Origin of the sequence: Pseudovibrio sp. Ad13, assembly GCF_001623225.1 — a bacterium.
GTDB lineage: Bacteria > Pseudomonadota > Alphaproteobacteria > Rhizobiales > Stappiaceae > Pseudovibrio.
Genome location: NZ_LMCC01000001.1, coordinates 26,942 through 52,092 on the forward strand (window position 1 = coordinate 26,942; position 25,151 = coordinate 52,092).

Annotated in this window: 26 protein-coding genes; 14 read left to right on the forward strand and 12 right to left on the reverse strand. The window is 51.6% G+C overall.

What is annotated here, in order from left to right; genetic code table 11:
• Positions 1-143: 143 nt before the first annotated feature.
• From PsAD13_RS00120 to PsAD13_RS00135, 4 genes are all read left to right on the forward strand, one after another.
• Positions 144-911 (forward strand): class I SAM-dependent methyltransferase, encoded by a 768-nt coding sequence (locus tag PsAD13_RS00120; protein ID WP_208986347.1) that lies wholly within the window; start codon positions 144-146, stop codon positions 909-911.
• 98 nt (positions 912-1,009) lie between these two features.
• Complete coding sequence (locus tag PsAD13_RS00125) at positions 1,010-1,552, forward strand: PadR family transcriptional regulator (protein WP_063316965.1); 543 nt, start codon at positions 1,010-1,012, stop codon at positions 1,550-1,552.
• 10 nt (positions 1,553-1,562) lie between these two features.
• Positions 1,563-2,168, forward strand: a complete 606-nt coding sequence (locus PsAD13_RS00130) for a GyrI-like domain-containing protein (RefSeq protein WP_063316966.1) — start codon at positions 1,563-1,565, stop codon at positions 2,166-2,168.
• Positions 2,169-2,416: 248 nt separating this feature from the next.
• Positions 2,417-3,109 (forward strand): hypothetical protein, encoded by a 693-nt coding sequence (locus PsAD13_RS00135; RefSeq protein WP_208986348.1) that lies wholly within the window; start codon positions 2,417-2,419, stop codon positions 3,107-3,109.
• Between the two features lie 72 nt (positions 3,110-3,181).
• On the opposite strand, the gene PsAD13_RS00140 is transcribed toward PsAD13_RS00135, so the two are convergent.
• A complete protein-coding gene (locus PsAD13_RS00140; RefSeq protein WP_057463476.1) occupies positions 3,182-3,793 on the reverse strand; it encodes a L,D-transpeptidase in 612 nt (203 codons plus the stop codon).
• 349 nt (positions 3,794-4,142) lie between these two features.
• Here PsAD13_RS00140 and PsAD13_RS00145 point away from each other — a divergent pair, with 349 nt between their 5' ends.
• A complete protein-coding gene (locus PsAD13_RS00145; protein ID WP_063305053.1) occupies positions 4,143-4,925 on the forward strand; it encodes an alpha/beta fold hydrolase in 783 nt (260 codons plus the stop codon).
• 81 nt (positions 4,926-5,006) lie between these two features.
• Here the strand turns inward: PsAD13_RS00145 and PsAD13_RS00150 are convergent, their stop codons facing one another.
• The gene (locus PsAD13_RS00150; RefSeq protein WP_063316967.1) at positions 5,007-6,206 is read right to left on the reverse strand and encodes an FAD-dependent oxidoreductase; all 1,200 of its coding nucleotides are present in this window, start codon (positions 6,204-6,206) and stop codon (positions 5,007-5,009) included.
• A 250-nt stretch (positions 6,207-6,456) separates the two neighbouring features.
• Positions 6,457-8,487: a HAMP domain-containing methyl-accepting chemotaxis protein gene (locus PsAD13_RS00155; RefSeq protein ID WP_063316968.1), complete on the reverse strand. Its 2,031-nt coding sequence runs from the start codon at positions 8,485-8,487 to the stop codon at positions 6,457-6,459.
• Positions 8,488-8,691: 204 nt separating this feature from the next.
• Here PsAD13_RS00155 and PsAD13_RS00160 point away from each other — a divergent pair, with 204 nt between their 5' ends.
• Entirely contained in the window at positions 8,692-9,525 is an 834-nt protein-coding gene (locus PsAD13_RS00160) for a DMT family transporter (RefSeq protein ID WP_063317022.1), read from the forward strand.
• A gap of 2 nt (positions 9,526-9,527) precedes the next feature.
• Here PsAD13_RS00160 and PsAD13_RS00165 read toward each other — a convergent pair whose 3' ends face one another.
• Complete coding sequence (locus PsAD13_RS00165; protein WP_057463480.1) at positions 9,528-10,412, reverse strand: YihY/virulence factor BrkB family protein; 885 nt, start codon at positions 10,410-10,412, stop codon at positions 9,528-9,530.
• A 163-nt stretch (positions 10,413-10,575) separates the two neighbouring features.
• On the opposite strand from PsAD13_RS00165, the gene PsAD13_RS00170 reads away from it, so the two are divergent.
• The gene (locus tag PsAD13_RS00170) at positions 10,576-12,261 is read left to right on the forward strand and encodes an acyl-CoA dehydrogenase family protein (protein WP_206599756.1); all 1,686 of its coding nucleotides are present in this window, start codon (positions 10,576-10,578) and stop codon (positions 12,259-12,261) included.
• Positions 12,262-12,292: 31 nt separating this feature from the next.
• On the opposite strand, the gene PsAD13_RS27175 is transcribed toward PsAD13_RS00170, so the two are convergent.
• Complete coding sequence (locus tag PsAD13_RS27175) at positions 12,293-12,706, reverse strand: DnaJ family domain-containing protein (protein ID WP_208859951.1); 414 nt, start codon at positions 12,704-12,706, stop codon at positions 12,293-12,295.
• A 134-nt stretch (positions 12,707-12,840) separates the two neighbouring features.
• Here PsAD13_RS27175 and PsAD13_RS00180 point away from each other — a divergent pair, with 134 nt between their 5' ends.
• Positions 12,841-13,338: a hypothetical protein gene (locus PsAD13_RS00180; protein ID WP_063308801.1), complete on the forward strand. Its 498-nt coding sequence runs from the start codon at positions 12,841-12,843 to the stop codon at positions 13,336-13,338.
• Positions 13,339-13,398: 60 nt separating this feature from the next.
• On the opposite strand, the gene thpR is transcribed toward PsAD13_RS00180, so the two are convergent.
• The 3 genes from thpR to PsAD13_RS00195 form a co-directional block, all read right to left on the reverse strand.
• Positions 13,399-13,935 (reverse strand): RNA 2',3'-cyclic phosphodiesterase, encoded by a 537-nt coding sequence (thpR, locus tag PsAD13_RS00185; RefSeq protein WP_057463483.1) that lies wholly within the window; start codon positions 13,933-13,935, stop codon positions 13,399-13,401.
• A 186-nt stretch (positions 13,936-14,121) separates the two neighbouring features.
• The gene (locus PsAD13_RS00190) at positions 14,122-15,174 is read right to left on the reverse strand and encodes an aldo/keto reductase (RefSeq protein ID WP_057463484.1); all 1,053 of its coding nucleotides are present in this window, start codon (positions 15,172-15,174) and stop codon (positions 14,122-14,124) included.
• 278 nt (positions 15,175-15,452) lie between these two features.
• A complete protein-coding gene (locus tag PsAD13_RS00195) occupies positions 15,453-16,031 on the reverse strand; it encodes an arylesterase (protein WP_208986356.1) in 579 nt (192 codons plus the stop codon).
• Between the two features lie 253 nt (positions 16,032-16,284).
• Here PsAD13_RS00195 and PsAD13_RS00200 point away from each other — a divergent pair, with 253 nt between their 5' ends.
• The 6 genes from PsAD13_RS00200 to PsAD13_RS00225 all read left to right on the forward strand — a co-directional run bounded on the left by PsAD13_RS00200 (position 16,285) and on the right by PsAD13_RS00225 (position 22,281).
• Positions 16,285-16,992 (forward strand): ABC transporter ATP-binding protein, encoded by a 708-nt coding sequence (locus tag PsAD13_RS00200; protein WP_063316970.1) that lies wholly within the window; start codon positions 16,285-16,287, stop codon positions 16,990-16,992.
• Entirely contained in the window at positions 16,989-19,562 is a 2,574-nt protein-coding gene (locus tag PsAD13_RS00205) for an ABC transporter permease (RefSeq protein WP_063316971.1), read from the forward strand. Before PsAD13_RS00200 ends, PsAD13_RS00205 begins: the two co-directional genes overlap by 4 nt.
• Positions 19,563-19,897: 335 nt before the next feature.
• Positions 19,898-20,680: a Bax inhibitor-1/YccA family protein gene (locus tag PsAD13_RS00210; protein ID WP_057463488.1), complete on the forward strand. Its 783-nt coding sequence runs from the start codon at positions 19,898-19,900 to the stop codon at positions 20,678-20,680.
• Positions 20,681-20,813: 133 nt separating this feature from the next.
• Positions 20,814-21,143 (forward strand): hypothetical protein, encoded by a 330-nt coding sequence (locus PsAD13_RS00215; RefSeq protein WP_063291174.1) that lies wholly within the window; start codon positions 20,814-20,816, stop codon positions 21,141-21,143.
• A gap of 177 nt (positions 21,144-21,320) precedes the next feature.
• Positions 21,321-21,848, forward strand: coding sequence for a Panacea domain-containing protein (locus tag PsAD13_RS00220; RefSeq protein ID WP_208980967.1), 528 nt, complete (start codon positions 21,321-21,323; stop codon positions 21,846-21,848).
• Positions 21,838-22,281 (forward strand): hypothetical protein, encoded by a 444-nt coding sequence (locus PsAD13_RS00225; protein ID WP_057463491.1) that lies wholly within the window; start codon positions 21,838-21,840, stop codon positions 22,279-22,281. Before PsAD13_RS00220 ends, PsAD13_RS00225 begins: the two co-directional genes overlap by 11 nt.
• Positions 22,282-22,395: 114 nt before the next feature.
• On the opposite strand, the gene PsAD13_RS00230 is transcribed toward PsAD13_RS00225, so the two are convergent.
• The 4 genes from PsAD13_RS00230 to PsAD13_RS00245 form a co-directional block, all read right to left on the reverse strand.
• On the reverse strand, positions 22,396-23,628 hold the full coding sequence (locus PsAD13_RS00230) for a biotin/lipoyl-binding protein (RefSeq protein WP_063316972.1): 1,233 nt from the start codon (positions 23,626-23,628) through the stop codon (positions 22,396-22,398).
• The gene (locus tag PsAD13_RS00235; RefSeq protein WP_208980968.1) at positions 23,621-24,049 is read right to left on the reverse strand and encodes a hypothetical protein; all 429 of its coding nucleotides are present in this window, start codon (positions 24,047-24,049) and stop codon (positions 23,621-23,623) included. The genes PsAD13_RS00230 and PsAD13_RS00235 overlap by 8 nt, the downstream gene beginning before the upstream one ends.
• 117 nt (positions 24,050-24,166) lie before the next feature.
• Positions 24,167-24,661, reverse strand: a complete 495-nt coding sequence (locus PsAD13_RS00240; protein ID WP_208986350.1) for a GAF domain-containing protein — start codon at positions 24,659-24,661, stop codon at positions 24,167-24,169.
• A gap of 91 nt (positions 24,662-24,752) precedes the next feature.
• Positions 24,753-25,085 (reverse strand): metalloregulator ArsR/SmtB family transcription factor, encoded by a 333-nt coding sequence (locus PsAD13_RS00245; RefSeq protein WP_063286436.1) that lies wholly within the window; start codon positions 25,083-25,085, stop codon positions 24,753-24,755.
• Positions 25,086-25,151: the final 66 nt, after the last annotated feature.

Below are 25,151 nucleotides of genomic sequence, written 5' to 3' on the forward strand. Positions count from 1 at the left end.
CTGCTTCGGCGGCCCTTTTTTATTACAGACGACCTCCCGCTTCACACCAAGGAAATCTGCACCAGAAAGGCAGGAGTATTCCCAAAACCTGAGAATGTTAATCTACGCTTCTTTCAGCTCTAATTTGTAAGAAGCGGCAAAACATGAACACTTCAAGCACGCTCGATTTTAACAAGGTCCTCCGACAGCTCACCCCAAAAACTAAACTGGAAAGAACACGAGCATCCGTTGAAGTGCATCTCGGACAGCGTATTGAAGCATTCTACGCACCTGCAAAAAACAGCTATCTGGCTCAACTCTGCGATGTGTACGGCAGCGACAAAGGCACCAACTGCCCGGAAACCACCCAGTTCAACTGGGAGCCTCACACTTACACCGATTTCTACAGCATGATTTTCGATCATTGCCGAGACAAGATCACAAACGTGCTCGAATGCGGCATCGGTACGAATGACACCAGCTGCCTTTCAAACATGGGCAAAGAAGGCAAACCCGGCGCTTCCCTTCGCGTCTGGAGAGACTATTTCCCAAATGCTGAGATAACCGGCCTCGACATTGACGAAAAATGCTTATTCTCTGATTCTCGCATTCAGACATATCAGGTGGATCAGACCAGCCCGGAAAGCATCTCAGGCTTCAAAATCACCGCAAAGCCAGAACCCTACGACCTGATCATCGATGATGGCCTCCACCATTATGAAGCGGGGATTGTCTTCTTCGAGAACATTGTAGACCTGCTAGCAAGCAATGGCGTCTACATGATCGAGGATGTGAACCGGCACGACATTCATCGCTATGCCGAGTATTTCCAAAAGCGGGAAAGTGAATTCAGCTGCCGCTGCCTCCTGCTCTATCGCCAGCATGTCAGCCTACGCGACAACATGCTCGTCATGATCACCCGCAAACAATAACCCTCCCCACGCATCATCCTCTGAAAAGCCAGACGTTGACGACTCAACACTACCTATTCTAGTACTAGAATATAATTTTATTCTAAGGCTAGAATAGTATGTCTGAAAGCCTCACTGACAGCGAACTGCTCGTCCTCGGCCTTGTCTCCGAGATGCCCCGCCATGGCTATGAGCTGGAGCAGGTCATAGAGCAGCGAGGCATGCGCGAGTGGACGCAAATCGGGTTCTCTTCCATCTACTTCGTGCTGGGCAAGCTGGAGAAGAAAGGCTTTGTCACTGCAGAAAAGCCCACTGGTGTTAAGGCAAAGAAGAGCTTCCTCATGACAGAGGCAGGCCACCAAGCTCTCATCACACAAACCCTCTCAGCTATCACCACAGTCCGCCCAACATACTCATCCCTCCTCTTGGGCATGATCCATTGGCCGACGCTGCAACGAGACCAAGCCCTTAACGCCTTAAGCGAGCGTGGCGAAGTAATACAAAAAGAAATCTTCCGAATTGAAAACATCCAATTAGACCAACAACCTTTGCCTGATCACGTCGAAGCCCTCTTTGACTACTCCATCGCTCAGCTCAAATCAGAGGCAGACTGGCTTCAGAAAACTCTGGACTACATGACTTGCAAACCATGGAACACATGAGGACATAGCTATGACAACAACCGATTTCAGAGACAGACTCTATGAGTTATATCGACCACCAAGCGACCGTTTTACATTTGTCGATGTTCCCGACATGCAATTCGCTATGATTGATGGACATGGCAATCCTGAAGGAGAAGCATTCGCCCAGGCGATCAAATGGCTTTTCACCGTGATCTACCCCATCAAGCTCGACACAAAGAAACGACTTGGCAAGCGCTTTGTGGAACCACCTTTGGAGTGTCTGTGGTGGGCCGACGATGTGACCGATCTCATCACCGGCAACAAAGACAAGTTGAAGTGGCGTTTGATGATTGTCCTGCCTCACTGGACCGATGACACCCTCTTCGCTCAAGGCGTGGAAACTGCAATAGAGCGTCTCGGAGAAAAACCAGCATCATTGCAAAGAGGTATTCTGACAGAAGGCCGTTCAGTCCAGATCCTTCACAAGGGTCCTTATGAGGATCTTCGCAATGTTTGCGCAAAACTTCATCAGGAGTTTGTCCCGGAACATTCTCTGAAACCTAACGGACATCATCACGAAATTTACCTTAATGACCCAACCCGAACAGCACCGGAAAAGAGAAAAACGGTCATCAGGCAACCTGTGATCTAGGTGCTGTTTCAAACTTTCATCTCGGGCTCGACAAAGAATTGCAAGCATCATCAAACCAAAAGACGAGAAACAACAGCACCTTACAACTTAAGAATTCCTAGGCGATACTCCGCTACTATCCTGAGAAAACAAAACGAGTGGCAGCGGAGATGTTAGCATCCGCGTCTCAGGAGCAAAAGATGACCTCAGATTTGTCTGGGAATGCACTTCATCAGTTTCTAACATTGATGTTAGTGAGCAGCATTTCAATGGGAATGCTAACACGGCCAGCCACGGCACAATCAGAAACCCTACCCTCTTCACAAAAGGATCAGGCACCGGTCTCAGACACGGCCTCTGAGCAACCAGCCACTCCCCAGGCACTCAAAGTGCCCCCCGGCTATTACAGTCAGGTAGACCAAAGCCTCGGCGTTCTACTCTCCATCTACGATGCACCATCAGACGATGCAGCTGTTATTGTTCAACTGCCTGGAGATACAATCCTCAACTCCGACGGTGAACAAAAGCATGTTGACGATCTACGCTGGCAACATGTCAGCCTCGGAGAGATAGAGGGTTGGGTTGAAGCTCAAAAGCTGAAAGCCGCTATACCCGTCCCATTCACCGGGACAAATCTGCCAGTTCTGGGTGTCTGCGGAGGAACTGAGCCGTCTTGGAGCATTGAGTGGAACTCCAGCGTCGTAACTTACTCGAACATCACCGGACTGCTCCATCGCGTCCCGTTTCAGTCAGTAAAGGCTGAGACAGACAAGAACGCCACATTACTTCAGGCGGGGAATGAAAGCATCGATCTAAAAATGACTATCTCCGAGAAGCAATGCACTTTCACCCCATTGGACTCTTTCGTCTGGGGAGAGGCCGTCGCCACCATCACACAGCCTGGACAAAAACCAGTGACCCTCAAAGGGTGCTGTAGACCAGTCTCAGATGGCTACCGCTAAACCGTATCTATCCGCCCAATAAAAAAACCCGGGTCACCCCGGGTTTAATTCTCTTAGCCTGTCGATCGTGACTTAGTTCACGACAACCTTGGCACCGATATCGACATGGTCATAAAGATAGGAAACATCTTCGTTGAACATGCGGATACATCCGGATGAAACAGCACGACCAATGCTCCAGTCCTCAGTGGTACCGTGGATACGGTAGATGGTAGCACCCAGATACAGCGCACGCGCACCCAATGGGTTGTCTGGACCGCCCTTCATGTAACGTGGAAGAGTACGGCCTTTTTTCGCTTCACGACGGCGCATTTCTTCCGGCGGTGTCCAACCCGGCCATTTTGCTTTGCGGGTGATACGCTCGGTACCATTCCACTCAAAACCTTCACGACCAACACCGATGCCATAACGCATCGCCTTACCGCTTTCTTGCACGTGGTAGAGATAGCGTTCTTCGGTATCAATGATGATGGTACCTGGCTTCTCATTAGTGCGGTACGTGATCAGCTTACGCTTGAACTTACGGCGAGCTGAGTTGGATGCCATAGCAGGAGAATCTGGGAAGATGTCCCATTGGCGTGTGTCTGGATTCCACAGCTTGCCCGCGCTTGCCGGTGCTACAAACACAAAGCTAACCAACGTACAAATGACAGCAAATATTCCCTTGCGAAGATGTCCTCGCATCGTCACCCCCTGAAATTGGCGATAGCCCCTGACCCTTCGGGACCTGTCGAATTTTAAAAATAAATCAGCGCCGAGAAAGAACAAACTCTACCAAAAAAAATTCTCAGACCTCTGAGTTTCCATATGTTTCAAATTGAGACTGATTATCAACATCTGATAATCGATATCCAAGCAAAACCTCACTTCCGCGGGTCATTTGTTTCACTTTTTTCAATTTTCCTCATGCCAAGCAAAATTTTCGCTCAATTCTATCGGTTCGTCTGCTGATAAAAAAATCCTGCCTTAGCCTAAGTCACAGGTAAACCTCTGAATGAAAGGGGCATATAATACGGCCAATGGGAGGCCTTATATGAATATCGATAGTATCCAAGATGTAACCTGCCTGCCTTTCACCGCCTTTGGCCCTGAAAGCGCAGAACCAATTATTTTCATCCATGGCTTTGGCGGCGACGCCAGCACATGGCGCAATATTCAAGTCCAGTTAGAAAACAAACGTCGCACAATAGCGTTTGACCTTCCTGCGCACGGACGTGCACTGGCCGATTTTGAGCCATGCAACGCTGTGGGCTCAGCAAAAGCCGTTGTGAAATCTCTCGATGCGTTGAAACTTGATCGCGTCCACCTAGTCGGTCACAGCATGGGCGGTGCGATTGCAACACTGATCGCCATGCGCAGTCCAGAACGTATCGCAAGCCTCACTTTGCTTGCTCCGGGCGGATTCGGTCCAGAGATCAATGCAAAGCTTCTGCGTCGTTACGCAGTTGGCCAAACTGAAGCAGAACAGCAGGTCCTGCTGGAACAGTTTGTCGGTCTCGAATTCGAACTTCCAAGAAAACTGGCAGAGTATGTTGCCACACAGCGTTCCACTCCGGGCGCTGCTGAAGCACTCAAAGCTGTATCAGGACTTATTCTGGAAGGCGAAAGTCAGGGCGTGCTGCCAACTAGTAAACTCGGCGAGCTGCCAATGCCAATCAAGGTGGTCTGGGGCACACAGGACAAGATCTTGCCAACCCGTCAATGCCATAAACTGCCAGGACCAATCGCCTGCCACGTTTTCGATCGTGTCGGCCACATGGTTCACATGGAAATCCCGCAGGAAGTGATCCGACTTATTCTGGAAAACACCCGCTAAAGCCAAAATCCAGCCTTTGTGCTGAGGTTTGACTAAAAAGCGTGCCGGAGCTCTCTCTGGCACGCCTCTAAGATCATCGACTTAAGCTGGTGGAAGCAGACCGTCTTTCCATTCCTGCCCAATCACCCGGCGCGCCATCATGTGCGAGCGTGGATGATTGATGCTATCAACCGCAATCAGCTTGCCTTTTTCCAGATACGCCACATAGAAGCTGTCGGAACTTGTATCCCCCACAAGCACAGCCTCATCGTATCCATTCGACAATCCGGCAATCTGCAGCTTGATATGGTGCTGGTCAGACCAGAACCATGGCAACGGGTCATAGTCGTGACTGTGGTCATGGTCGGGATCAGTCAACGCAGCAGCAACTGCTTTTGCCTGATCAATCGCATTTTGAACGCTCTCCAGACGAATGCTACGTCCATAGCGCTCTGAGAAGAAGCGAACACAATCACCGCAAGCATAAACATCCTCGTGAGAGGTCTGCCCTGCTCCATCAACCAGAATGCCATCATCCACGTCCAGACCAGCGGCCTCAGCAAGCTCCGCATTCGGTACTGCACCAACTGCAGAAAGCACCAGATCACACGAAATTTCACTGCCATCAGCAAGTTTCACGGAAGAAACTTTGCCATCTGTCCCTTCAATGCTGGTCACACCGGTTCCGCAAAAAAGCTCCGCACCATTGCCGGAATGCAAACCATGAAAAAACGATGAGATGTCGGGCGAAACCACGCGCTTCAGCAGACGCTCCTGCGCTTCCAGCACAACAACATCCAGCCCCATGCTCTTTGCAACAGCCGTCACTTCCAGACCGATATAACCGCCACCGATAACAACGAGTTTTTTGCCCGGCACAAAGAGTTGCTTGATGAGTTCAACATCACCAATGGAGCGAAGCGTCACAACGCCTTCCAGCTCCGCACCCGGCAATGGCAAATCGCGAGCGCGAGTTCCAGTTGCAAGCAGCAACTTGTCCCAACTCACCTCTTCACCGCTTGCCAGCCTGACACTCTTCTTCTCCAGATCAATGCTATCAACATGCGCATTGACCTTCAGATCGATATTGTTGGTTTCATAAAACGCTTCTGGACGAATAAACAGCGCATCCGGCGCCACATCTCCACTCAGAAACTTCTTGGAGAGCGGAGGGCGTTGATAAGGCGGCTGAGGCTCGTTTCCAAGCATCACAAGCTCACCTTCATATCCCTTTTGTCGAAGAGTTTGCGCGGCCTGTACACCTGCTTGTCCAGCACCCACCACAACAATCTTATTAATCATTCTCAAAACCCGTATTAGTCGCAGTCAAACAACACAGCAGATCCGTATTGTCTGCTTTGCTCAACAAACCCGTACCGCAAAAGCAATGTGGCGCTTAGCCCTGATAAAAACCAGAGCAAGCGCCACATTTAAAATGAAAATTTGTGAAGATCTTAAGGTCGTATCTCTGAAAAGTGCCTTGTGGTTTTCAGAGATACGCTATTCAAATCCCTAAAGCAGTTTGAAGTCGTCGAAACGAAAGCAAACTGCTTTAGGCAGCGCGCACTTTTTCAAGGAATGCACCAACAGTATTGTTGATGTGATCTGCCTGACGAGAAAGCGCGTCGGCAAGATCAGACACTGTACCGCCAGTGCTACGTGCATTGCTGGATGCATTTTCAACCATCTGCATTGCACTCGCTCCTTCTTGCGAGCTCTGCGTCGCATTCGCCACGTTCTCAGTAATGGACTGAATGGCTGCGTTCTGCTGCTCAACAGATGCAGCAACAGCAGCCGCGATCTGGCTCATTTCGTGAATAACATCACTCACGTCACCAATAGCGCCAACCGCTTCTGCTGAGGCTTCTTGAATGGAACCAACCTGCTGTGCAATTTCCTCGGTTGCCTGAGAAGTCTGATTTGCCAGCATCTTCACTTCAGATGCCACCACAGCAAAGCCTTTGCCATGTTCACCCGCACGGGCTGCTTCAATGGTCGCGTTCAGAGCAAGCAGGTTCGTCTGGTTCGCAATATCACGAATAAGCCCAACAGCCTCACCAATACGATTTGCTGCATCACTCAACAGATTCATGGTCTCAGCAGTCGCTTTTGAACCTTCAACCGCTCGGTCTGCAACGCTCGTTGATTGCTCAGCCTGTCCCGCAATCTCGTTGATAGACATGGCTAGCTCTTCCGTCGCAGCAGATGCGCTGGAAACATTCTCAGCGGCACTCTCAACAGCACGTCCTGCAGACACAGCTTCTTTCGACACGTTGTCTGCAGCAGATCCCACATCATTAGAGGCTTCCCCAAGCCCATCTGCAGCGCTGTGCAGACTATTCAAAGCCTCAGCAACGGTCTGCTCAAAACCAACAATGAGATTGTCGACTTGCTCGGCACGAGCCTGTTTCTCAGCATTTTCATGATCTTGCTGATCCTGCAGCATCCGGCGCTCCTCAATATTGTCGCGGAACACCTGAAGTGTCTGCGCCATCGCGGAAATCTCTTTACCGCCTTTATTGAGAGGAATCACAGCTGACAAATCATTCTTCGCCAGCAATGCCATAGCATTACGCAACGCATTCAGATTACGCAAAATACCGAAGATTAGGAGAGAGCCAAGAATGAACAGCGTTAGCGCGATACCACCAACTGCAATGCCCAGATAAAGGTTTGTCTGCTGTGTGGTCTCTGTCAGACGCGCCTGCGCATCATTCGCACCCTGCACCGCAGAGTTTTTCAACTCATCAAGCCGTGGCGGAAGAAGGTCAAACAGGTTTGCAAGCAACTCAGAACTCGTCGCCCGCTTATCAAAGGCCTTAGAGTAAGCCTCGAACGCCTTCTTGTAGGCCAGCATATTGGTTTTGACCTTCTCAGCAACAGCTGGGTCAATTTGTGCTCGCGGCACGGTGCGCTCGTAACGGGAGAACGCAACTTCAAACGCGCCCAAAGCGTTTTGGCTACCCGTAAGCGCATAATCCAACTGCGCACGCGCCAGATCACTAAACGTATGCATCAGCTTCAGCGTATTGGGGTCTTTGCTACGTCTGTGCTTTTGTTTAACAGCGGATTCCGCCTGAGAAAGCGCGGCGGACAGCTCTTTCTGCAAGCCGCGGTCCGCGTCATATCCAAGCGTGGACTGGTAGCCGTGTAACATCTCAAAGGCACCACTGATTGCATCAATCGTGTCTCGTGCATCAGAGATCTCAAGAAAATAATCCCTGGCAACCGGGAGCGCATTTAACTCCTGTAATTCAGTCTGCGCTTCACCAACCAACGTGTCGAATCGACTTTTCAGACTATCACTCGGCACATTTTCATAATCTTTCTGAGTCGATTGCAGCACACCTGCGGTAATTGCAATTGTCTGGCTCAGCTCAGCAAGTTCGGTGTATTCTTTCGACTGCAGAAAGGCAGCCTCTGTTTGCTGTTGGCTCCAAAGATAAACAAAGCCAACACCACCAAATCCGATAAGTGTCAGAATACCAAGAGCAATTGCCCGAAACCGAATACTTACATTTCGAGTTAACGAGAAAACTTTATTTCCCGTAGAAGAAATAGCCTGCTTCCAATTTACTCGCATCGGAGACCCCTAGACCGATAAAATTACTAATAGTATTTTTAATTATTCCTCACAGGTATAGGTTCAAATCGTTTAAAGATTACAAATAATGCATCGCACAAATGATTTTGTTGCTCACCCCACCCAGCGTCATGTGCTAAGGACGCATAAAAATAAGACACACCATTGCTCTCGCTTACCAAATTAGTTCCCATTATCTTCGTTTTGCTCTGGTCCACCGGTTTCATCGGTGCACGCCTTGGAGCGCCCTACTCAGAGCCTTTTGCGTTCTTGAGTCTCCGCTTTCTGCTCGTCCTGCCGTTGATGGGCATCATCATCTGGTTGTCTGGCAGAAGCTTTGCTTTAACGCGCCAGCAGGTCCTCCATGCGGTCGTTACCGGTATGCTGGTCCATGGCATCTATCTCTCGGGGGTCTTCTGGGCCATCGACAACGGGATGCCAGCAGGCGTAACCGCTCTCATCACTGGTTTGCAGCCTTTCATCACCGGCACACTTGCATATTTCCTACTGAAAGAAGATGTGACGCCGCGCCAATGGATCGGCCTGGCCGCCGGGTTTGTTGGTATCGTGCTGGTGATCCTGCCTAATATGGGAAGCGGCGTTGCGCAGATCCCTCTTTGGACTGTAGCAGCCGCCTTTGTGGCAACCCTTGGCATCGCCTTCGGCACCACATGGCAAAAGCGTCAGCCATTGAATACTGATCTGGTCACAGGCATCTTCTACCAGTATTTCGGCGCCTTGCTCATAACGCTACCGCTGTCCATGACGGAAAGCTGGGTCATCACCTGGTCAGGAGATCTGATCTTCGCGCTGGCATGGCTGGTCATTGTGTTGTCTGTGGGAGCAGTCCTGCTGCTCATGTACCTGCTCCAGCACGGAGCCGCGTCAACCACAGCAACGCTGTTCTACCTGACACCCGTCGCAGCGGCCATCGAAAGCTACTTCCTTTTCGGAGAGACACTCAACCTCATTCAGTTGATTGGCATGGCAATCGTTGTGGTAGCAATCGCAGTATGCCGCCCAAAGCAGAAAGCTTAAGCTCAGCCTTCAGCATCAGAACAAGGACCTGCCTCAACACGCTGGTTCACACGGCGAACACGCATAAGCGCCGCATTAAACTCGCCGCCCAGAATAAAGATGACGGCTGTCAGATACATAAAGATGATGGCCGTCATGATACCAGCTAGACCAGCATACAAAGACACATAGTTCGCCCACCGCGCCAAATAAGCACCAAAGGCTGTACCAGCGATAATCCAGAGGATCATTGTCAGAATAATACCGGGCAACACTTCAAAGAAGCTACGACGGCCAGCCGGCAGATACATATGAGCTGCCAGCAGAGCAAACATCAGCAACAAAGATGTGATGCCATAACGGACAATATTCGCCTTGTAGCTAAATTGCTCCATAACCGGTGCCAGATGAACAGCCCATTCCCAAGCCAGCGGACCAAACACGATTAGGAACGTTGAAACCATCAAAACAGCTGTTCCAATCAGAACGGCCAGAATGGATTGTGTTCGGCAGAAGAACCAACTGCGATTATCTCGAACACGATAAGCACGGTTCAAGCCGACTCGCATGGCCTCAACGCCATTGGACGAGAACCACAGCGTGACGACCACACCAAAGGTCAGCAAATCACCACGCGGCTGAGTGAGAACGGCTTTGATTTCACCGGAAACAGGGCCAGCCACACGTTCAGGCCAGACATCAAAGATCAACTCCGTTGCACTTTGTGCAACCGAGTTCAGCCCAAGAAAACCAGAGAACGCCGCCACAAATATCAAAAATGGAAACAGAGCCATCAACGATGACAAAGCCACATGGCTCGCCACAGCATAGCCATCATCAGAGTTAAAATGCCCGAGAGCATCTGCAAGCACCTGATACAATTTTCCCCAAAGGCCACGTTTCTTCATAAAACTGATCTGGTCTGTCTCTCTGTAAGTTTCAAGTTAGATAATAGACGGGACTTCAAGAAATATTCATGAAGAAAGCTCCCACCTTTAGGGCATTGCACAAATACACATCCCATTTAAGTTTGCAGTGCACAATGACCGAGTGGATTGAGGGAGGCAAGCCGTGTCGGAAACGGTGAATACAATAGAACAAGCAGTCGCACCATCGAAAGAAACACGTGCTCAGGCGCTAAAATCTCTTGAAGCTCTGCTTGGCATCGCGCGCAAAAACGTAAAACTGCGCGTATTGAAGGATGGCCGCATCGCCTCCGCTCTCATGGAGCAGGAACAACGTGCCACCCACGGTCTTGCCTGGCTTGCAACTTATGTGGAAGCCCTCAAGCAACTCAACGCATACGGCGAACGACTGGAAACCGAAGGCACCTTCGGCGAAGTGGAAAGCCTGATCCTGCGCATTGGCCTTGCAGAATACACCGCACAAGTCTTTGGCGGTCTGCCAATGAGCCAGGGTGAAATCCTTCGCCTCTCCGACTTGGGCATCAACCGCAGTGAAGCAAACAGTCATTACACAGAAGCTGTTGAAGCAGTCATTGCGGACGGCACACAACCAGCCCTGCGCACTCGACTAGCAGAACTCATGCAGCATGCGGAAGGCCAGTCCACTATCGGTGCGACTGGGCTGGATGAGACCTATGAGCAAATTCGCGAGGAGATGCGCAAGTTTGCGGAAGCAAAGGTCACCCCGTTTGCTCACGAATGGCACCTGAAAAACGAATACATCCCTCTTGAGATCATCAACGAGATGGCTGAGATGGGCGTATTCGGCCTGACGATTCCGGAAGAATTCGGCGGCATGGGCCTTGGTAAAGAATCCATGTGTGTGGTCTCAGAGGAACTCTCCCGCGCCTATATCGGCGTTGGCTCCCTCGGCACCCGCTCCGAAATCGCAGCAGAACTTATTCTCGGCGGCGGTACGGAAGAACAGAAAGCCAAGTGGCTCCCACGCATCGCCTCTGGTGAAACTCTGCCAACAGCCGTCTTCACCGAACCAAACACCGGCTCAGATCTCGCGTCGTTGAAAACACGCGCAGTTAAAGACGGCGACACATGGAAGGTCTCCGGCAACAAAACATGGATCACCCACCCGGTCCGTGCCGACATCATGACCTTGCTCACCCGCACCAAGCCGGAAGAGCCTGGTTACAAAGGCCTGTCCATGTTCATCGCGGAAAAGCCGCGCGGAACAGATGAAGAGCCCTTCCCGGCGGAAGGCATGACAGGTGGTGAGATTGAAGTGCTCGGCTATCGCGGCATGAAGGAATACGAAATCGCCTTTGATGGCTTTGAAGTCAAAGACGAAAACCTACTGGGTCAGGTTGAGGGTCAAGGCTTCAAGCAGCTCATGCAGACGTTCGAGTCTGCCCGCATCCAAACCGCTGCTCGCGCAATCGGTGTGGCTCAATGCGCTCTGGATCTCGGCCTGCGTTATGCGCAAGAGCGTGTTCAGTTTGGCAAATCACTGATCAACTTCCCACGCGTATCCGACAAACTCGCCATCATCGCCTGCGAAACCATGATTGCGCGTCAGCTCACCTACTTCTCCGCTTGGGAGAAAGACAGTGGCAGACGCTGTGATCTGGAAGCAGGTATGGCGAAACTACTCGGTGCACGCGTGGCTTGGGCTGCAGCAGACAACGCATTGCAGATCCACGGCGGCAACGGCTTTGCGCAAGAATACCCGATCTCTCGCGTACTTTGCGATGCACGAATTCTCTCAATATTTGAGGGAGCTGCAGAAATTCAGGCGCAAGTAATCGCACGCCGTCTGCTGGATGAAACCGAGCTGTAGAGCGTTTTCCTAATAAGAATAGGAAGCGCGATTATTTCCGTCGCGCTTCTTCATAAACTGAGAGTTCAAGGCGCTTATCCATAAGCGTCTTTCTTATTTCAAATCGCTCATCAGTCTTGGTCGCAGCTTTAAGCTGATCTTCCAATGTGGAGATCTCACGGCGCAGTTTCAGTTCTCCCTGAATGCTACCACCAGCTCCATTCACCACACTCATTTGTGCACTTTGAGCGAAATTTGTCCCGGACCTTCTGGGAATAGGTTTTCCCGCGCCTTCAAGGCGATCCATAGAACCATTCATCTGTGATCGGCGAATTTGTTGCTCGATTAGTCGATCCATTCCCATAAACAGACCTCTATCCTTTGTTTTTCTTAGATCAATTTCTCTGATGACTGTGGCTGCAACATGTTCATTCACAATTTTTCTAATTATTTTTGCTGAATTCAATTAACTCACAATCGCACCAAATTATCGATTTTAACTTTACGCTAATAAATTCACCATCTCCGGTTGCATTATGCAATTTACACGGTACATTTTAGTTAAATTTTTATTTAATTTATATTGAACTGGAGAGCGCGATGTTGCGGCCTCTTATTTTTGCAAGTCTTATCGCGGGCTCAGCACTGGTATTAGCTGGCAGCACATGGGCATTGACGCAGACCCGCGCCATTGGTCCTGGTCTCACCCAAATCAGCGCACCTTCTAACAATGCATTGAAACCAATTTCCGCCGATAGCAAACTCATCCGCTATCCAGCAAAGTCCGCTCTGAAACCGCTAAAAGCAAAATCAAGGCTTGTTCGGCTTGAACCCAAATCAAAGCTGATCCGGTATCGAGTAAAAACAGCCGATACTACAATTCCAGCTAAGCCAGCCTCATTGACTTACGCGCATGTAACCGGAGTCCTCAGTTATGTCCCACGTCAGGAACTGGACGAACTGCTCGCCTTCCTGAACAAGGACATCTATCTGCTGACAGGAACCCACTCAGCAGCAGGCTTAGTACACCAAACCTCATGGCGGCTGGAGAGACAGAGCAGTCAGATAATGGAGAACGTCTCCTCCTACCTGCCCTAAGCGGTTCTACTCGTAGAAACGCGTGCACCAGTACGCCTCTCTCCCAATCAACCCATCACGTCAGGCAGCCAGCGGATAGCTTTCTTCCACCAGATACGGCCCGCCACCCACTGCCGCTTTTGCTGAGAAGAGCACAAACCGCCCAGCGGTGAATGCAGGCGCTGAGAATTCACCACGTATCTCGAGCCAATGTGCCAACTCTGCAGGGGATGTTCCCCTCAACCGAGCCAATGTCACATGCGGCGTATATTTGCGCCGAGCGGCTTGCAGGCCGAGCCGCTGCAAGATGCGTTCTTGCTCAGCCTGAAGCTCCGCCAGCTCCTGAGTGGGCTCAACACGTGCCCAAAGCGCATGTGGTTTGGCTCCCCCAAACGATCCCAGCCCGGTCAGCTTGATCGTCAACGGAGCACGATTCACCCGTGCCAGCTCATAGGCAACTTCGTCAGCAATGCGATCATCAATATCGCCTATAAACCGTAATGTGATGTGGTAGTTTTCTGGGTCGATCCATCGAGCGCCGCGCAGCCCTCCGCGCATAAGGCTCAACATCATCCCGGTGCCCGAAGGCAGCTCTAGGCCAGTGAAAAGGCGAGGCATATCAGGACCCTCCACTAATGCAGATGATAAATTAGCTCACGTTTAACGCCAGAGTACAAGCAGAAAATCACAGCTCTACGAACATCTGGGGATTTTCTTTCCATCCCTTAAAACAAAAAATGCCGAAGCCCACACAAGGCTCCGGCACAATTCTGTCTCTACAGATAAAAGAGAACTATCTGCCAATCACGGACATGGATTGGAGTACTGCAGATGGATATCATTAATCCGTGCCACAACCTCGTCAGTCATCTCAAAGTCTGTTGCACGAATATCCGTCGCCAGCTGCTCCATGTTCGTCGCACCAATGATCACAGAGGTCACGAATGAACGGGAATGAGCAAACGACAGCGCCATAACTGCTGGATCAACGCCCAGCTCTTCTGCCAGGTCGCAATACGCATCAATAGCTTTCTGACCAAACGGGTTCTCATAGCGGCCAAGGCGCTTGAACAGTGTTTTACGCGCACCAGCTGGCAACGCACCATTCCGGTACTTACCAGTCAGATACCCCTGTGCCAGAGAAGAGTATGCCAGCAGACCAACATTCTCCCGCTGTGCAATCTCGGCACCGCCCACTTCAAACAAGCGGTTCACCAGAGAATAAGCATTCTGGATAGACTGAACCCGTGGCAATCCACGCGCTTCAGATTCCTGCACAAACTTCATGGTGCCCCAAGGGCTTTCGTTAGAAAGACCGAAATGACGGATTTTGCCTGCTTTCGCGAGCTCCTGCATAACTTCAAGAGTCTCATGGATCGCATTTTCGTCTTCTGCCGGGTCCGCATCCTGCCAGATGGTGCTGACAGAACCAAAGCCGGACACATTACGATCTGGCCAGTGCAGCTGGTAAAGGTCGATATAGTCTGTCTGCAAACGCTTCAGGCTGGCATCCACGGCTTCCATGATCTGCGCACGAGAAAGCTGGCTTGTGGAACCATCTTCACGATGCCAGTCCTGAGCAGAACGGCCAACAACCTTGGTTGCCAAAACAACCTTGTCGCGGTTACCGGATTTCTTGAACCATGTTCCGATAATTTCTTCAGTACGGCCTTTGGTCTCTGGCTTCGGCGGCACAGCATAAAGCTCTGCAGTATCGAAGAAATTGATGCCCTGCTCCAAGGAATAATCCATTTGAGCATGGCCTTCAGCCTCGGTGTTTTGTTCACCCCATGTCATCGTACCAAGACAGATGCTGGAAACGTTGAGGTCTGTACGCCCCAATTTACGAAATTCCATGTATTCCCCATTTGCAGCCCCAAGCTGCTTTTCATTCTCACGCCCTTATTGGACATAAAGGACAAAGATCCAGCCTCGTCCAAAGACAACGGATCATGCCCCGAATTCTGTTTTGCTAAATCTGCCTCATGGATGGAGGTGGGCAGAGGAAGTGGCCTGGTAAGCATACCAAGCACATCTTCGAAAAGTAGGATGTGTTTTTCCGACAGGAAGGCGCAGTAAGTCAATACTTTAAAGCAGACTCTGCGTTCCAGCCTGAAAAGGAAGATCATCAGCCGCTAAGATTTAGTCTGTTCGATGAGCAGTTCAACAGAAGGCAGAATTTTTTCGACAATGATCGAAACACCTTTACCCGTGGGATGCATGCCATCACCAAGGTTTAGCTCAGGTTCCGCTGCCACACCGTCCAGAAAAAACGGGTAAAGCAACGCATCATGCTTCTGCGCAAGCTCACCATAGATGGAGTTGAACTCCTGACCATACTGATCACCCAGATTAGGCGGCGCCATCATGCCAGCCAACAGCACCGGAATGTCGCGAGATCTCAACCGCTCCAGCATTGCATCCAGGTTTTTGCGCGTTATTGACGGATCTAGCCCGCGCAACGCATCGTTTGCACCCAGTTCAAGGATCACTCCGTCTACGTCATCGCCCACAGACCAGTCGAGCCGTGAAAGGCCACCTGAGCTGGTATCACCAGATACACCAGCATTGACCACGGTGATGTTATAGCCCCGCTCTTGCAAAGCCTTCTCCAGCTTTACAGGAAAGGCATCTTCAGGCGGCAATTGATAACCAGCCGTCAGGCTATCGCCAAAGGCAACCAGCTTCACCGGTTCGGCTCCATCCTGCGCCATTCCGGTTGAAGCACCTGTAAACACAAGGCCCAGCGCAACGACAGCACCACTGAAAAAACGCAGCACACCAGATTTAGCTTCAACTTTTCGTGATCCAGACATTCAAATACCTTAGATTTTTTCAAACCGAGCTGGACGATGCAATCCACCCTACCCATATGCTTCCCAAGTGCGGCTGCGACAAGAGCCGCCAACAAATTTATTATAAGATGTAATTCAGAGATTTGCATCGCCTGCACATCAAGGTAGAAGAATGACAGGTAATCCCGCATTAGACTTAAACGGCGTTCACCTCAGCCTGGGCCATGGCGCAGGCCGCACCCATATTCTCAAAGGTATTGATCTTTCTATCAGCACCGGCGAAAGCGTAGGCCTCGTTGGACCATCCGGCTCAGGCAAATCTACTTTGCTTATGGTAATGGCAGGTCTGGAACGCGCAGACAAAGGCACCGTCAAAGCCGCAGGGCAAGAACTCGGCGCAATGAGCGAGGATCAACTCGCCCGTTTCCGTGGTCAGAACGTCGGCATCATCTTCCAGTCCTTCCACCTGGTCCCAAACATGACCGCTCTGGAAAATGTCGCTGTACCTCTTGAGCTTTCTGGTGACCTCAAAGCATTTGATCGTGCGAAGGAAGAGCTGGAAGCCGTCGGCCTTGGCCACCGCCTCAATCACTACCCAACCCAGCTTTCTGGCGGTGAACAGCAACGCGTTGCCGTCGCCCGCGCCCTCGTCACCAACCCTGAAATTCTGATCGCAGATGAACCAACAGGCAATCTGGACGAAACCACGGGTGAGCAAATCATCGAGCTGATGTTCACTGCGCAAGAACGCAAGAACACCACACTGGTTCTCGTCACCCACGATCCGTCTCTGGCAGACCGTTGTCAACGCAAGATCCGGGTACATTCCGGCACCGTTGAGGAAGAAACACCTGCTGTGCGTGAGGTACGCGCCCAATGAGCCAAAGCAACTCAAACGGTTTCCAGCCCGGCTTTGGCCTTGCAGCCCGTTTTGCCCTGCGCGAAATGCGGGGCGGCCTCAAAGGGTTTTACGTTTTCATCGCCTGTATCGCACTGGGCGTGGCCGCCATTGCTGGCGTTGCCTCCTTTTCCCGTGCGCTGACAGAAGGCATTTCAGCAGAAGGTCAGGCCATCCTTGGCGGCGACCTCGCATTCTCTCTCATTCACCGAGAAGCAACACCAGATCAGCTCGCACACCTGCAAAGTATGGGCGATATCTCCAGAATCTCCAGCCTGCGCGCGATGGCCCGTACCGACACCGCAGGCAACCAGACACTGGTTGAGCTAAAGGCAGTTGATAATCCCTACCCGTTGATTGGTGAGTTCGACCTCTCCTCTGGCAAGGACCTGCAAGCGACCATCAACAGCAGAACAGAAGGCCTGCGCAATGCTGTGGCTGAAGTTGCCCTGCTGGCACGCCTTGGTCTGGAAGTTGGTGACCAGATTGCAGTCGGCAAAACCGAGTTCCGCATCGCCGATACAATTGAGCTGGAACCGGACAAACTCTCGTCAGGCATGACGGTCGGTCCTCGCCTCCTCATCTCTCAGGAAGCACTGCAAGACACTGGCCTGATCCGCCCTGGCTCATTGGTCAACTACACGTATCGCGTCCGCATGGGCGACAACGTACCGGAAGATCAGCTCCAGCAAGCTATTGATCGGACAAACAGTCAGTTCCCTGATGCTGGTTGGCGTATCCGCTCCAAGTTGGAAGCAGCCCCAAGCTTGCAACGGAACATCCAACGCTTCGCCCAGTTCCTCACACTCATCGGCATCACGTCTCTCGTGGTGGGCGGTGTTGGCGTGGCAAACGCTGTGCGCAGTTATATGGATACCCGCCGGGAAGTCATTGCCAGCTTCAAATGCCTTGGCGCATCAGGTGGCTTTGTCTTCAAGGTCTACCTTATTCAGATGATGGTGCTCGCCACTATTGGCATTATCATCGGCATGGCACTGGGCGCCTTGATCCCACTTGTCGCCATGGCAGCCTTGCAATCCATTTTGCCAATCAACGCAGTACAGGCAGTCTACCCGCTTCAGCTGCTGCTTGGCATGGCGTACGGCTATCTCACCGCCCTCGCCTTTGCCCTTTGGCCACTCGGCAGAGCACACGACATCGCGCCAACCGTCCTGTTCCGTGATGAAGTCAGCACCCGTAGCCGCTATCCAAAGCCGCTGTATATCGCAGGTGCTGCGGTGACACTGGTTCTGCTGGCTGGCCTTGCCCTTGTCATGGCCTACGACAAAACCATCGCCGTCATCTTCATTGGTGCATGTACAGGCACATACTTGCTATTGCTCGTCGTGGCCCGCCTCATCATGGCCGCAGCGCGGAAGGTGCCAACAGTCCGCTCTACAGAGCTGCGTCTGGCGATCACCAACATCTATCGCCCCGGCGCCCTGACACCATCCGTCGTCCTGTCACTCGGCCTCGGCTTGTCACTGCTGGTTGCTTTGGCTCTGATTGATGGCAATCTACGCCGTGAACTCAATCAAGCCGCTCAGGAACAGGCTCCAAGCTTCTTCTTCGTCGATATTCAAAACCACGAGAAAGACGCCTTCGAAGCTCTCGTTACTGAAAAAGCAGCAGGCACAGAGTTCAACGCAGTTCCAATGCTGCGCGGGAACATCGTCGCGCTGAAAGACATCCCTGCCTCAGACTATCCCGCTCCACCAGAAGCGGAATGGATCCTGCGCGGCGACCGCGGCATCACATATTCTGAAACCCTGCCTGAAAACTCCGTTGTGACAGCAGGCGAATGGTGGCCGAAGGATTACACCGGTGAACCGCTCGTCTCCTTCTCTGACGACAACGCCCGCGAGCTGGGCCTGAGTGTAGGCGACAAGATCACAGTCAACGTGCTTGGACGTCAGATCTCTGCGAAAATTGCGAACTTCCGCACGGTGGACTGGGAAAGCATGTCCATCAACTTCGTGATGATCTTCTCACCAAACACTTTCGCAGGCGCACCACACACCCATCTGGCAACCGTCGGCTGGCCAGGCGAAGCCACCTTGCAACAAGAGCTTGATCTACTGAAGGAAGTCACACAAGCCTTCCCAACCATCACGTCAATCAGAGTGAAAGATGCCATCGCACAGGTAAATGACCTTGTCGGTCAGCTGGCATGGGCCATCCGTGGCGCCTCCTCCATCACACTCCTCGCAAGTGTGTTGGTTCTGGCAGGTGCATTGGCAGCAGGTCATCAAAGCCGCATCTATGATGCAGTTATCCTGAAGACACTGGGCGCCACACGCGGACGTCTCATCAAGGCATACATTCTGGAATACCTGATCCTTGGTGGCACCACCGCAATCTTCGCCCTCTTTACAGGCTCACTGGCGGCTTACTTCATCATCACAGGTGTGATGGAAGGCAGCTTCACCCTTCTGCCCGTAACGGCCATCACCGCCATTATCGGCGCTCTCATCTTCACAGTAGGCTTCGGATTACTGGGCACTTGGAGAGTGTTGGGAGAAAAACCTGCACCTGTTTTACGAAATCTGTAAAACTCCGTGGACTGCATCAAGTAAAAAAGCGTTGATCAACGCAGATGCAGTCCACATCTCTCAGAATTATGAGTTAACAGACCAACTCTTCTATTTTCCGGCTAAGGTCTTGCGCCGCCAGCAACATTACAACTGGTTAATAATAGGGTCCGGTTTTACCAAGTTTATACCAAAAGACCTTGCTTTAAGGGGCGATTTTACAAAAATCGGCAGGGTGCACTCTTGTCTTACGCCCTTTTTCCCACCATATTTGCTGATATGTAACTCGGGTCAGTCACCCGTGCTGTTTGGTATGACCAACAGCAAACACGTGTTTAACAAGAGAGAGGATCCACATGGCGACCTTCGACCGCAATAATTCTACGCGGTATGGAATGGCTGGCTCTCATGCCAATGCAGCCGCATTTGACGCTGGTCTGCGCGCCTACATGCTTCGCGTTTACAACTACATGGCAGTCGGTGTTGCAATCACCGGTGTGCTCGCACTGCTCACCTCAATGATGGCGACGACGACTGATCCATCTATGGCAGCAGCTCAGATGGGTAATACTTTGCTCACCAGCCTTGGTGTTGCACTGTATGGTAGCCCGCTGAAGTGGGTTGTTATGCTTGCTCCACTTGGTTTCGTGTTCTTCCTGAGCGCACGGATCAATAAGATGAGCGCATCCGCCGCACAAATGACCTTCTGGGCATTTGCAGCTTTGATGGGTGTTTCTCTCTCATCGATCTTCATCGTTTACACCGGCAACTCCATTGCTCGTGTATTCTTCATCTCTGCAGCTTCCTTTGGCGCGCTGAGCCTGTTCGGCTACACCACCAAGAAAGACCTCTCCGCTTGGGGTTCCTTCTTGTTCATGGGTCTGATCGGCATCATCATCGCGTCTGTGGTCAACCTCTTCCTTGCGTCTTCTGCTCTGCAGTTCGCAATCTCCGTGGTTGGCGTTCTGGTATTCGCAGGCCTCACCGCCTACGACACCCAGCAGATCAAGGAAATGTATGCAGCTGTTGATGACAGCGAAGTAGCAGGCAAGAAAGCCATTATGGGCGCGCTGCGTCTGTACCTGGACTTCATCAACCTGTTCATGATGCTTCTGTCCCTGTTCGGCAACCGCGAGTAATCGCAGCAGCCATCAGGCGTACAAATCAGAAAAAGCCCGAGGCACCCGCCCCGGGCTTTTTTCTTGGCCAAATGACACCGCAGATAAAGGCTTCAAGCTGGCATCAGAAACACAATCGGCTGCAGGACACCAAATGTACGGACCGCTCTCACTGTTCCATTGGTATGAACGCAAGGTTTTCCAGTTCAGGGACTTTCACAAAGCCCACCCAACCATGGCCGAGCGCTACCATATGATCGCAAGCATTGTGGCTGTCATCTACCTGCCAGTTCTGCTGATACCTGCAGGAATTGCCTATGTTTTGCAGTCCCCACTTAGCTACATAATCAATCGGGCCAAAGAGAAACGAAACGACGTTTACAACTCCGCATTCCCGAACAAGCGATGGTACGCCGACTCAAATCTCTGGAAACATCACCAGCTACAATCCGCAGTCGTAAAAGCTGTATTCCCTGATTTATAGCCAGTTAAATGCATCCAACACGTACAGATAACCACAACGTAACCGCTTAGTTTTCAGGGGCACAACCAAATTTCACTAGCCAAGATCAATAAGAGGTTTTATTTTCTTAACGTAGCGTACCATATGTTTTTCTAAGCAATTTTCTGCTTGTTCCAACAGCATTTGTAGGGGCAAAAAATGCCAAGACACTCACCTTGTGCCATCGCCAATGAATTTCTGAGACGCCGAGGCAGCTCTGAATACCCATCTCAGATGTACATTCAAAAACTCGTTGCCATCGCCAACGGCTGGAACCTCGCAATCAACGGCGAGCCATTGGTGAACTCAGCTCCCCAAGCTTGGAAAAATGGCCCAGTATTTCGGCAGATATGGGATTTCATAAAGGAAGGTGGGCACAAAGGCCCCAATTGTGAAATTGCAGATCCCGTCACCGGCCAGATCGTCACTGGTCGCATCAACGGTAGTGAGCAAGACATCATTGATCACGTCTGGAAGAAGTACCGTAACTACACGCCGCAGCAACTGTCAGATCTCACCCATCAAGCGAATTCTCCATGGGCCCATGCCTACTTCGAAAAGGGGAGAAACGCAGAAATCGATACAGAACGCACCCGACAATATTACATCAAACTCGCCTTAGCGGGCCGCTCTCACGCAGAAGAAGAGCAGTCCATACAAACAGCGGGTCGGATCAATGCCGCCTAACGATACATTCGAGGACACACTCGAAAAGCCACTCACTGTGGATGACATCGACGCAGCCGTCTCCAAGCTCCCTATTGAGGTGGACCCACCCGCCAAGATCGGGTTCGAGCAGCTGCTGAAAGACCGTCAGGCCCTGTCTGACGACAACACCCTGCTTCAGAACGAGCTGATGGAGCTTAAGTCACGGCTCGCGACCAAGCAGGAGCTGGACGCCCTCATCAAACCCTACGCAGGCAAAGCCTACTGGTTCATGTGCGTGTATTGCGGCACAGTTGCCCTCATCCTCGTGCTGGCAGGCTTCAAAAATGTCTATGGCAACTCGTTCAATCTGGCCGACAGCGTACTGGAGTTCCTCGTTGGCAGCACCGCAACCACTGTCATCGGCCTGGTCGGCATGGTGCTCACCGGCATCTTTGTGGGCGCTCGAAAATAGCGCCCCACACGCTCTACAGCGTATCTCCGAAAAGTGGAAACCGGTTTTCAGATAAAGATTCGCAAAAACAAAGGCTAAAGCAGTTCATGTGATTCAGCTTAAATGCGAGCTGCTTTAATGGCCAGATAACACCAGCACCTTGACTGGGAAAGCCAACGCCTGGAACCGCAAGATCAGCGCATGCATGATCGAGGTCGCATCCACCATGTGATAGTAAAGGCCGCCCCAGAAACCAAACTTACCCGCTGCAATCTGCTCACCATAATTGCTGTAGGCATTGGCAATGCACTTGCTGCCGGGAGGAATACCATTCGTATCACCGGGATAAAGCGGCTCCATGATCACCAGCAAGGTTCCCGGACGCGCAACATCCTGCGCATCCACCAGCTGATCTGTCGGACGGAACTGACCTGAGGAGATAAAGTCCTGTGTGTCCACCACGACCATCGGAATAACCTCAAACGGCCGCGACGCACAGGTAATCTCTGCCGCCATGCCAACCTTGATCACAGTAGCAGTAATCTGCCCAAAGCCCGCCTGAAATCGCCCATACCCCGTCGTAGAAGGTACGAGAATACCAGCAGGACGTAGGATCGGGCTTACAATATCACCCGGCTGAAGAATGAACTGCGTGATCACACCATCAACGCCAGCATAAACAAACTTCTTGTGATAGGCGGACTCCGCCTGATGCAGCCGCGCAATCGCGCTGGTCCGCTGTGCAGGCAGGCTCACGGTGATCTTCGTCTGCACGATATCCCGGTTAGCAACAGCCGCATCCAGCTGTCCTTTGCGCACAACTACCTGATTTTCGCGCGTATCAATTTCTTTCTGCGTCACCACATCAGAATTACGCCGTTGCAGATCCAGCGTCCGCTCCAACTCACTGACGGATTGATTATAGGCGCCCTGCGCCTGAGAGATCATGGCTTCCGCACTGATCAGCTCAGAGTTCGCCAGCTGGATCTCAGCATCAATTTCATCCACTTCACTCTGCGCCGTATCCACCTGAGCTTTCTCAGTAGAGGAATCCAGCGTAAACAGCAGTTGCCCGGCCTTCACATGCTGGTTGTTCTCCACCACCACCAAATCAACCCGCCCCGCCGTTTCCGGCAGGATGGAAACGGTGCGATATAGCGACAGCACGTTGGACGTGGTTGGGTGATAGAAGAAAACCAGCGTGATCAGCGCAATGGTCAGCATCAGCGCCCCGGTAATCCCCCAGCGCAGTTCATACCACACCGTAAAAAACGTAATCTCGTGCCCGATCCGCTTACCCTGCTTGTAGCGACGAAACAGATAGTCCGGCAGGATCGTCACAAGCGAGCAAAGAAGAAACTCAATCATTCTGTTTCTTCCCCTTTATCGTCTTGCGCAAAGAGTTGGCGATGGTGTTAAGCGGTGTCTCGTAATCCGGCAGGTTAATCGCAGCCAGCAACAGCGCAGCAATCCAGAAGTAGTTGTTGTGCGTGAACAACGCCAACACCGCCAGTAGGGCCACGATCTGCATATGCGACCGCCCATACTTGTGCGCCATCTTCTCTGGCAGGGCATGCAGGGAAAAGTAAAAGACACCCGCCAGCAACACCGCACCAATGGCGATGAAGATGGTGACCACCATCAAAACATCTGTACTGCCCGGTGCAGTGATGAAGATAGGAAGATGCCCAGCGAATTGCTCATGTTCGCCACCAGAAGCCATAGCCTGTACCGCTCGTCTCTCAGGGGTTGCATGGTGCCAGCGCAGAACGCGGACGGAATGGAGCACCTTTCATGCCCCATTCATGGTTACCCTGAGAGAAACAAATCGGGAGAAACTCGGCGAAAATGGAAGGTTTCGAGCCTTAAGGTAAAGGCCCACTAAGCGAAAACAGATGAATTGAAATCAAACCGCAGCCAGCTCTTCCCGCGCCTTCAAAAAGAGTGGCGCCAGCGCCTGCGACAACGCAAAGCTCTTCTCCGCATCTGCTTCCGTGTAGGCATGGTCCGCATCCAGAAGGTTCACCGTGCCAATCACCTCGCCTGACACCACCACGGGCAAGTTTAGCGTTGCGCCAAGCCCCATGGCTGCGATCTTCTCATGGTCGGGAAAGTAGTCCTTCACATCTTCAATGGTGTATCCAAGAAACGGCTTCTGCTGCACAAGCACGCGCTCATACCAGCCGCCTTCTTTTTCAATCGGCTTGGTGCCAGAGGTACCATAAGAGCCTTCCGCGCTGGAAAACAACCGCACCACATGGCTCCCGTCAGGATGCGTCACGGTAAGCGTAAACAGCTTGTATCCGGGAAATTTTGAGAACAACACGCCCGCTTTCTGTGCGGCCTCCTGCAAGCTGGAACTCTCCGTTACAGCCTGCACAAACTCAATCTGATCAACCACTTCAAATACCTGCAATTGTGAAATGCAGATACTGTAACTCCTCCGCGCTGGCCATCAAGTCAGAGAAACTCAACTAAGCCTCTTTCAAAGATCAGCCACGCTTCAGCTCTTTAAGGCCATCGTCATCCGTATAGAACTTGTCGTCGATACAGCACTCAGCTCGCAAAAACTGCAGAACTTCATCCAACTGCTCAAACTGAGCAACACAGTAAAGCACCCGCCCCTCGCGCCGCTGTTTGATCAAGCCTGCAGAGGCCAAACCAGACAAATGATGCGACAGTGTTGAGCCCGGAATCTCCAGTTCTTCCTGCAATGTACCCACGGCAAGGCCTTTATAGCCAGCTTTCACAAGCCGCTTATAAATTGCAAGACGCGTTACATGTCCAAGTTCTTTCAAGGCCTTAGCAGTTTTTTCGATGTCCATCTCATTCACCAGAATTTCTTACATTTCGATATTACTAGAAATATCTTGACATGAAAACCTATTATT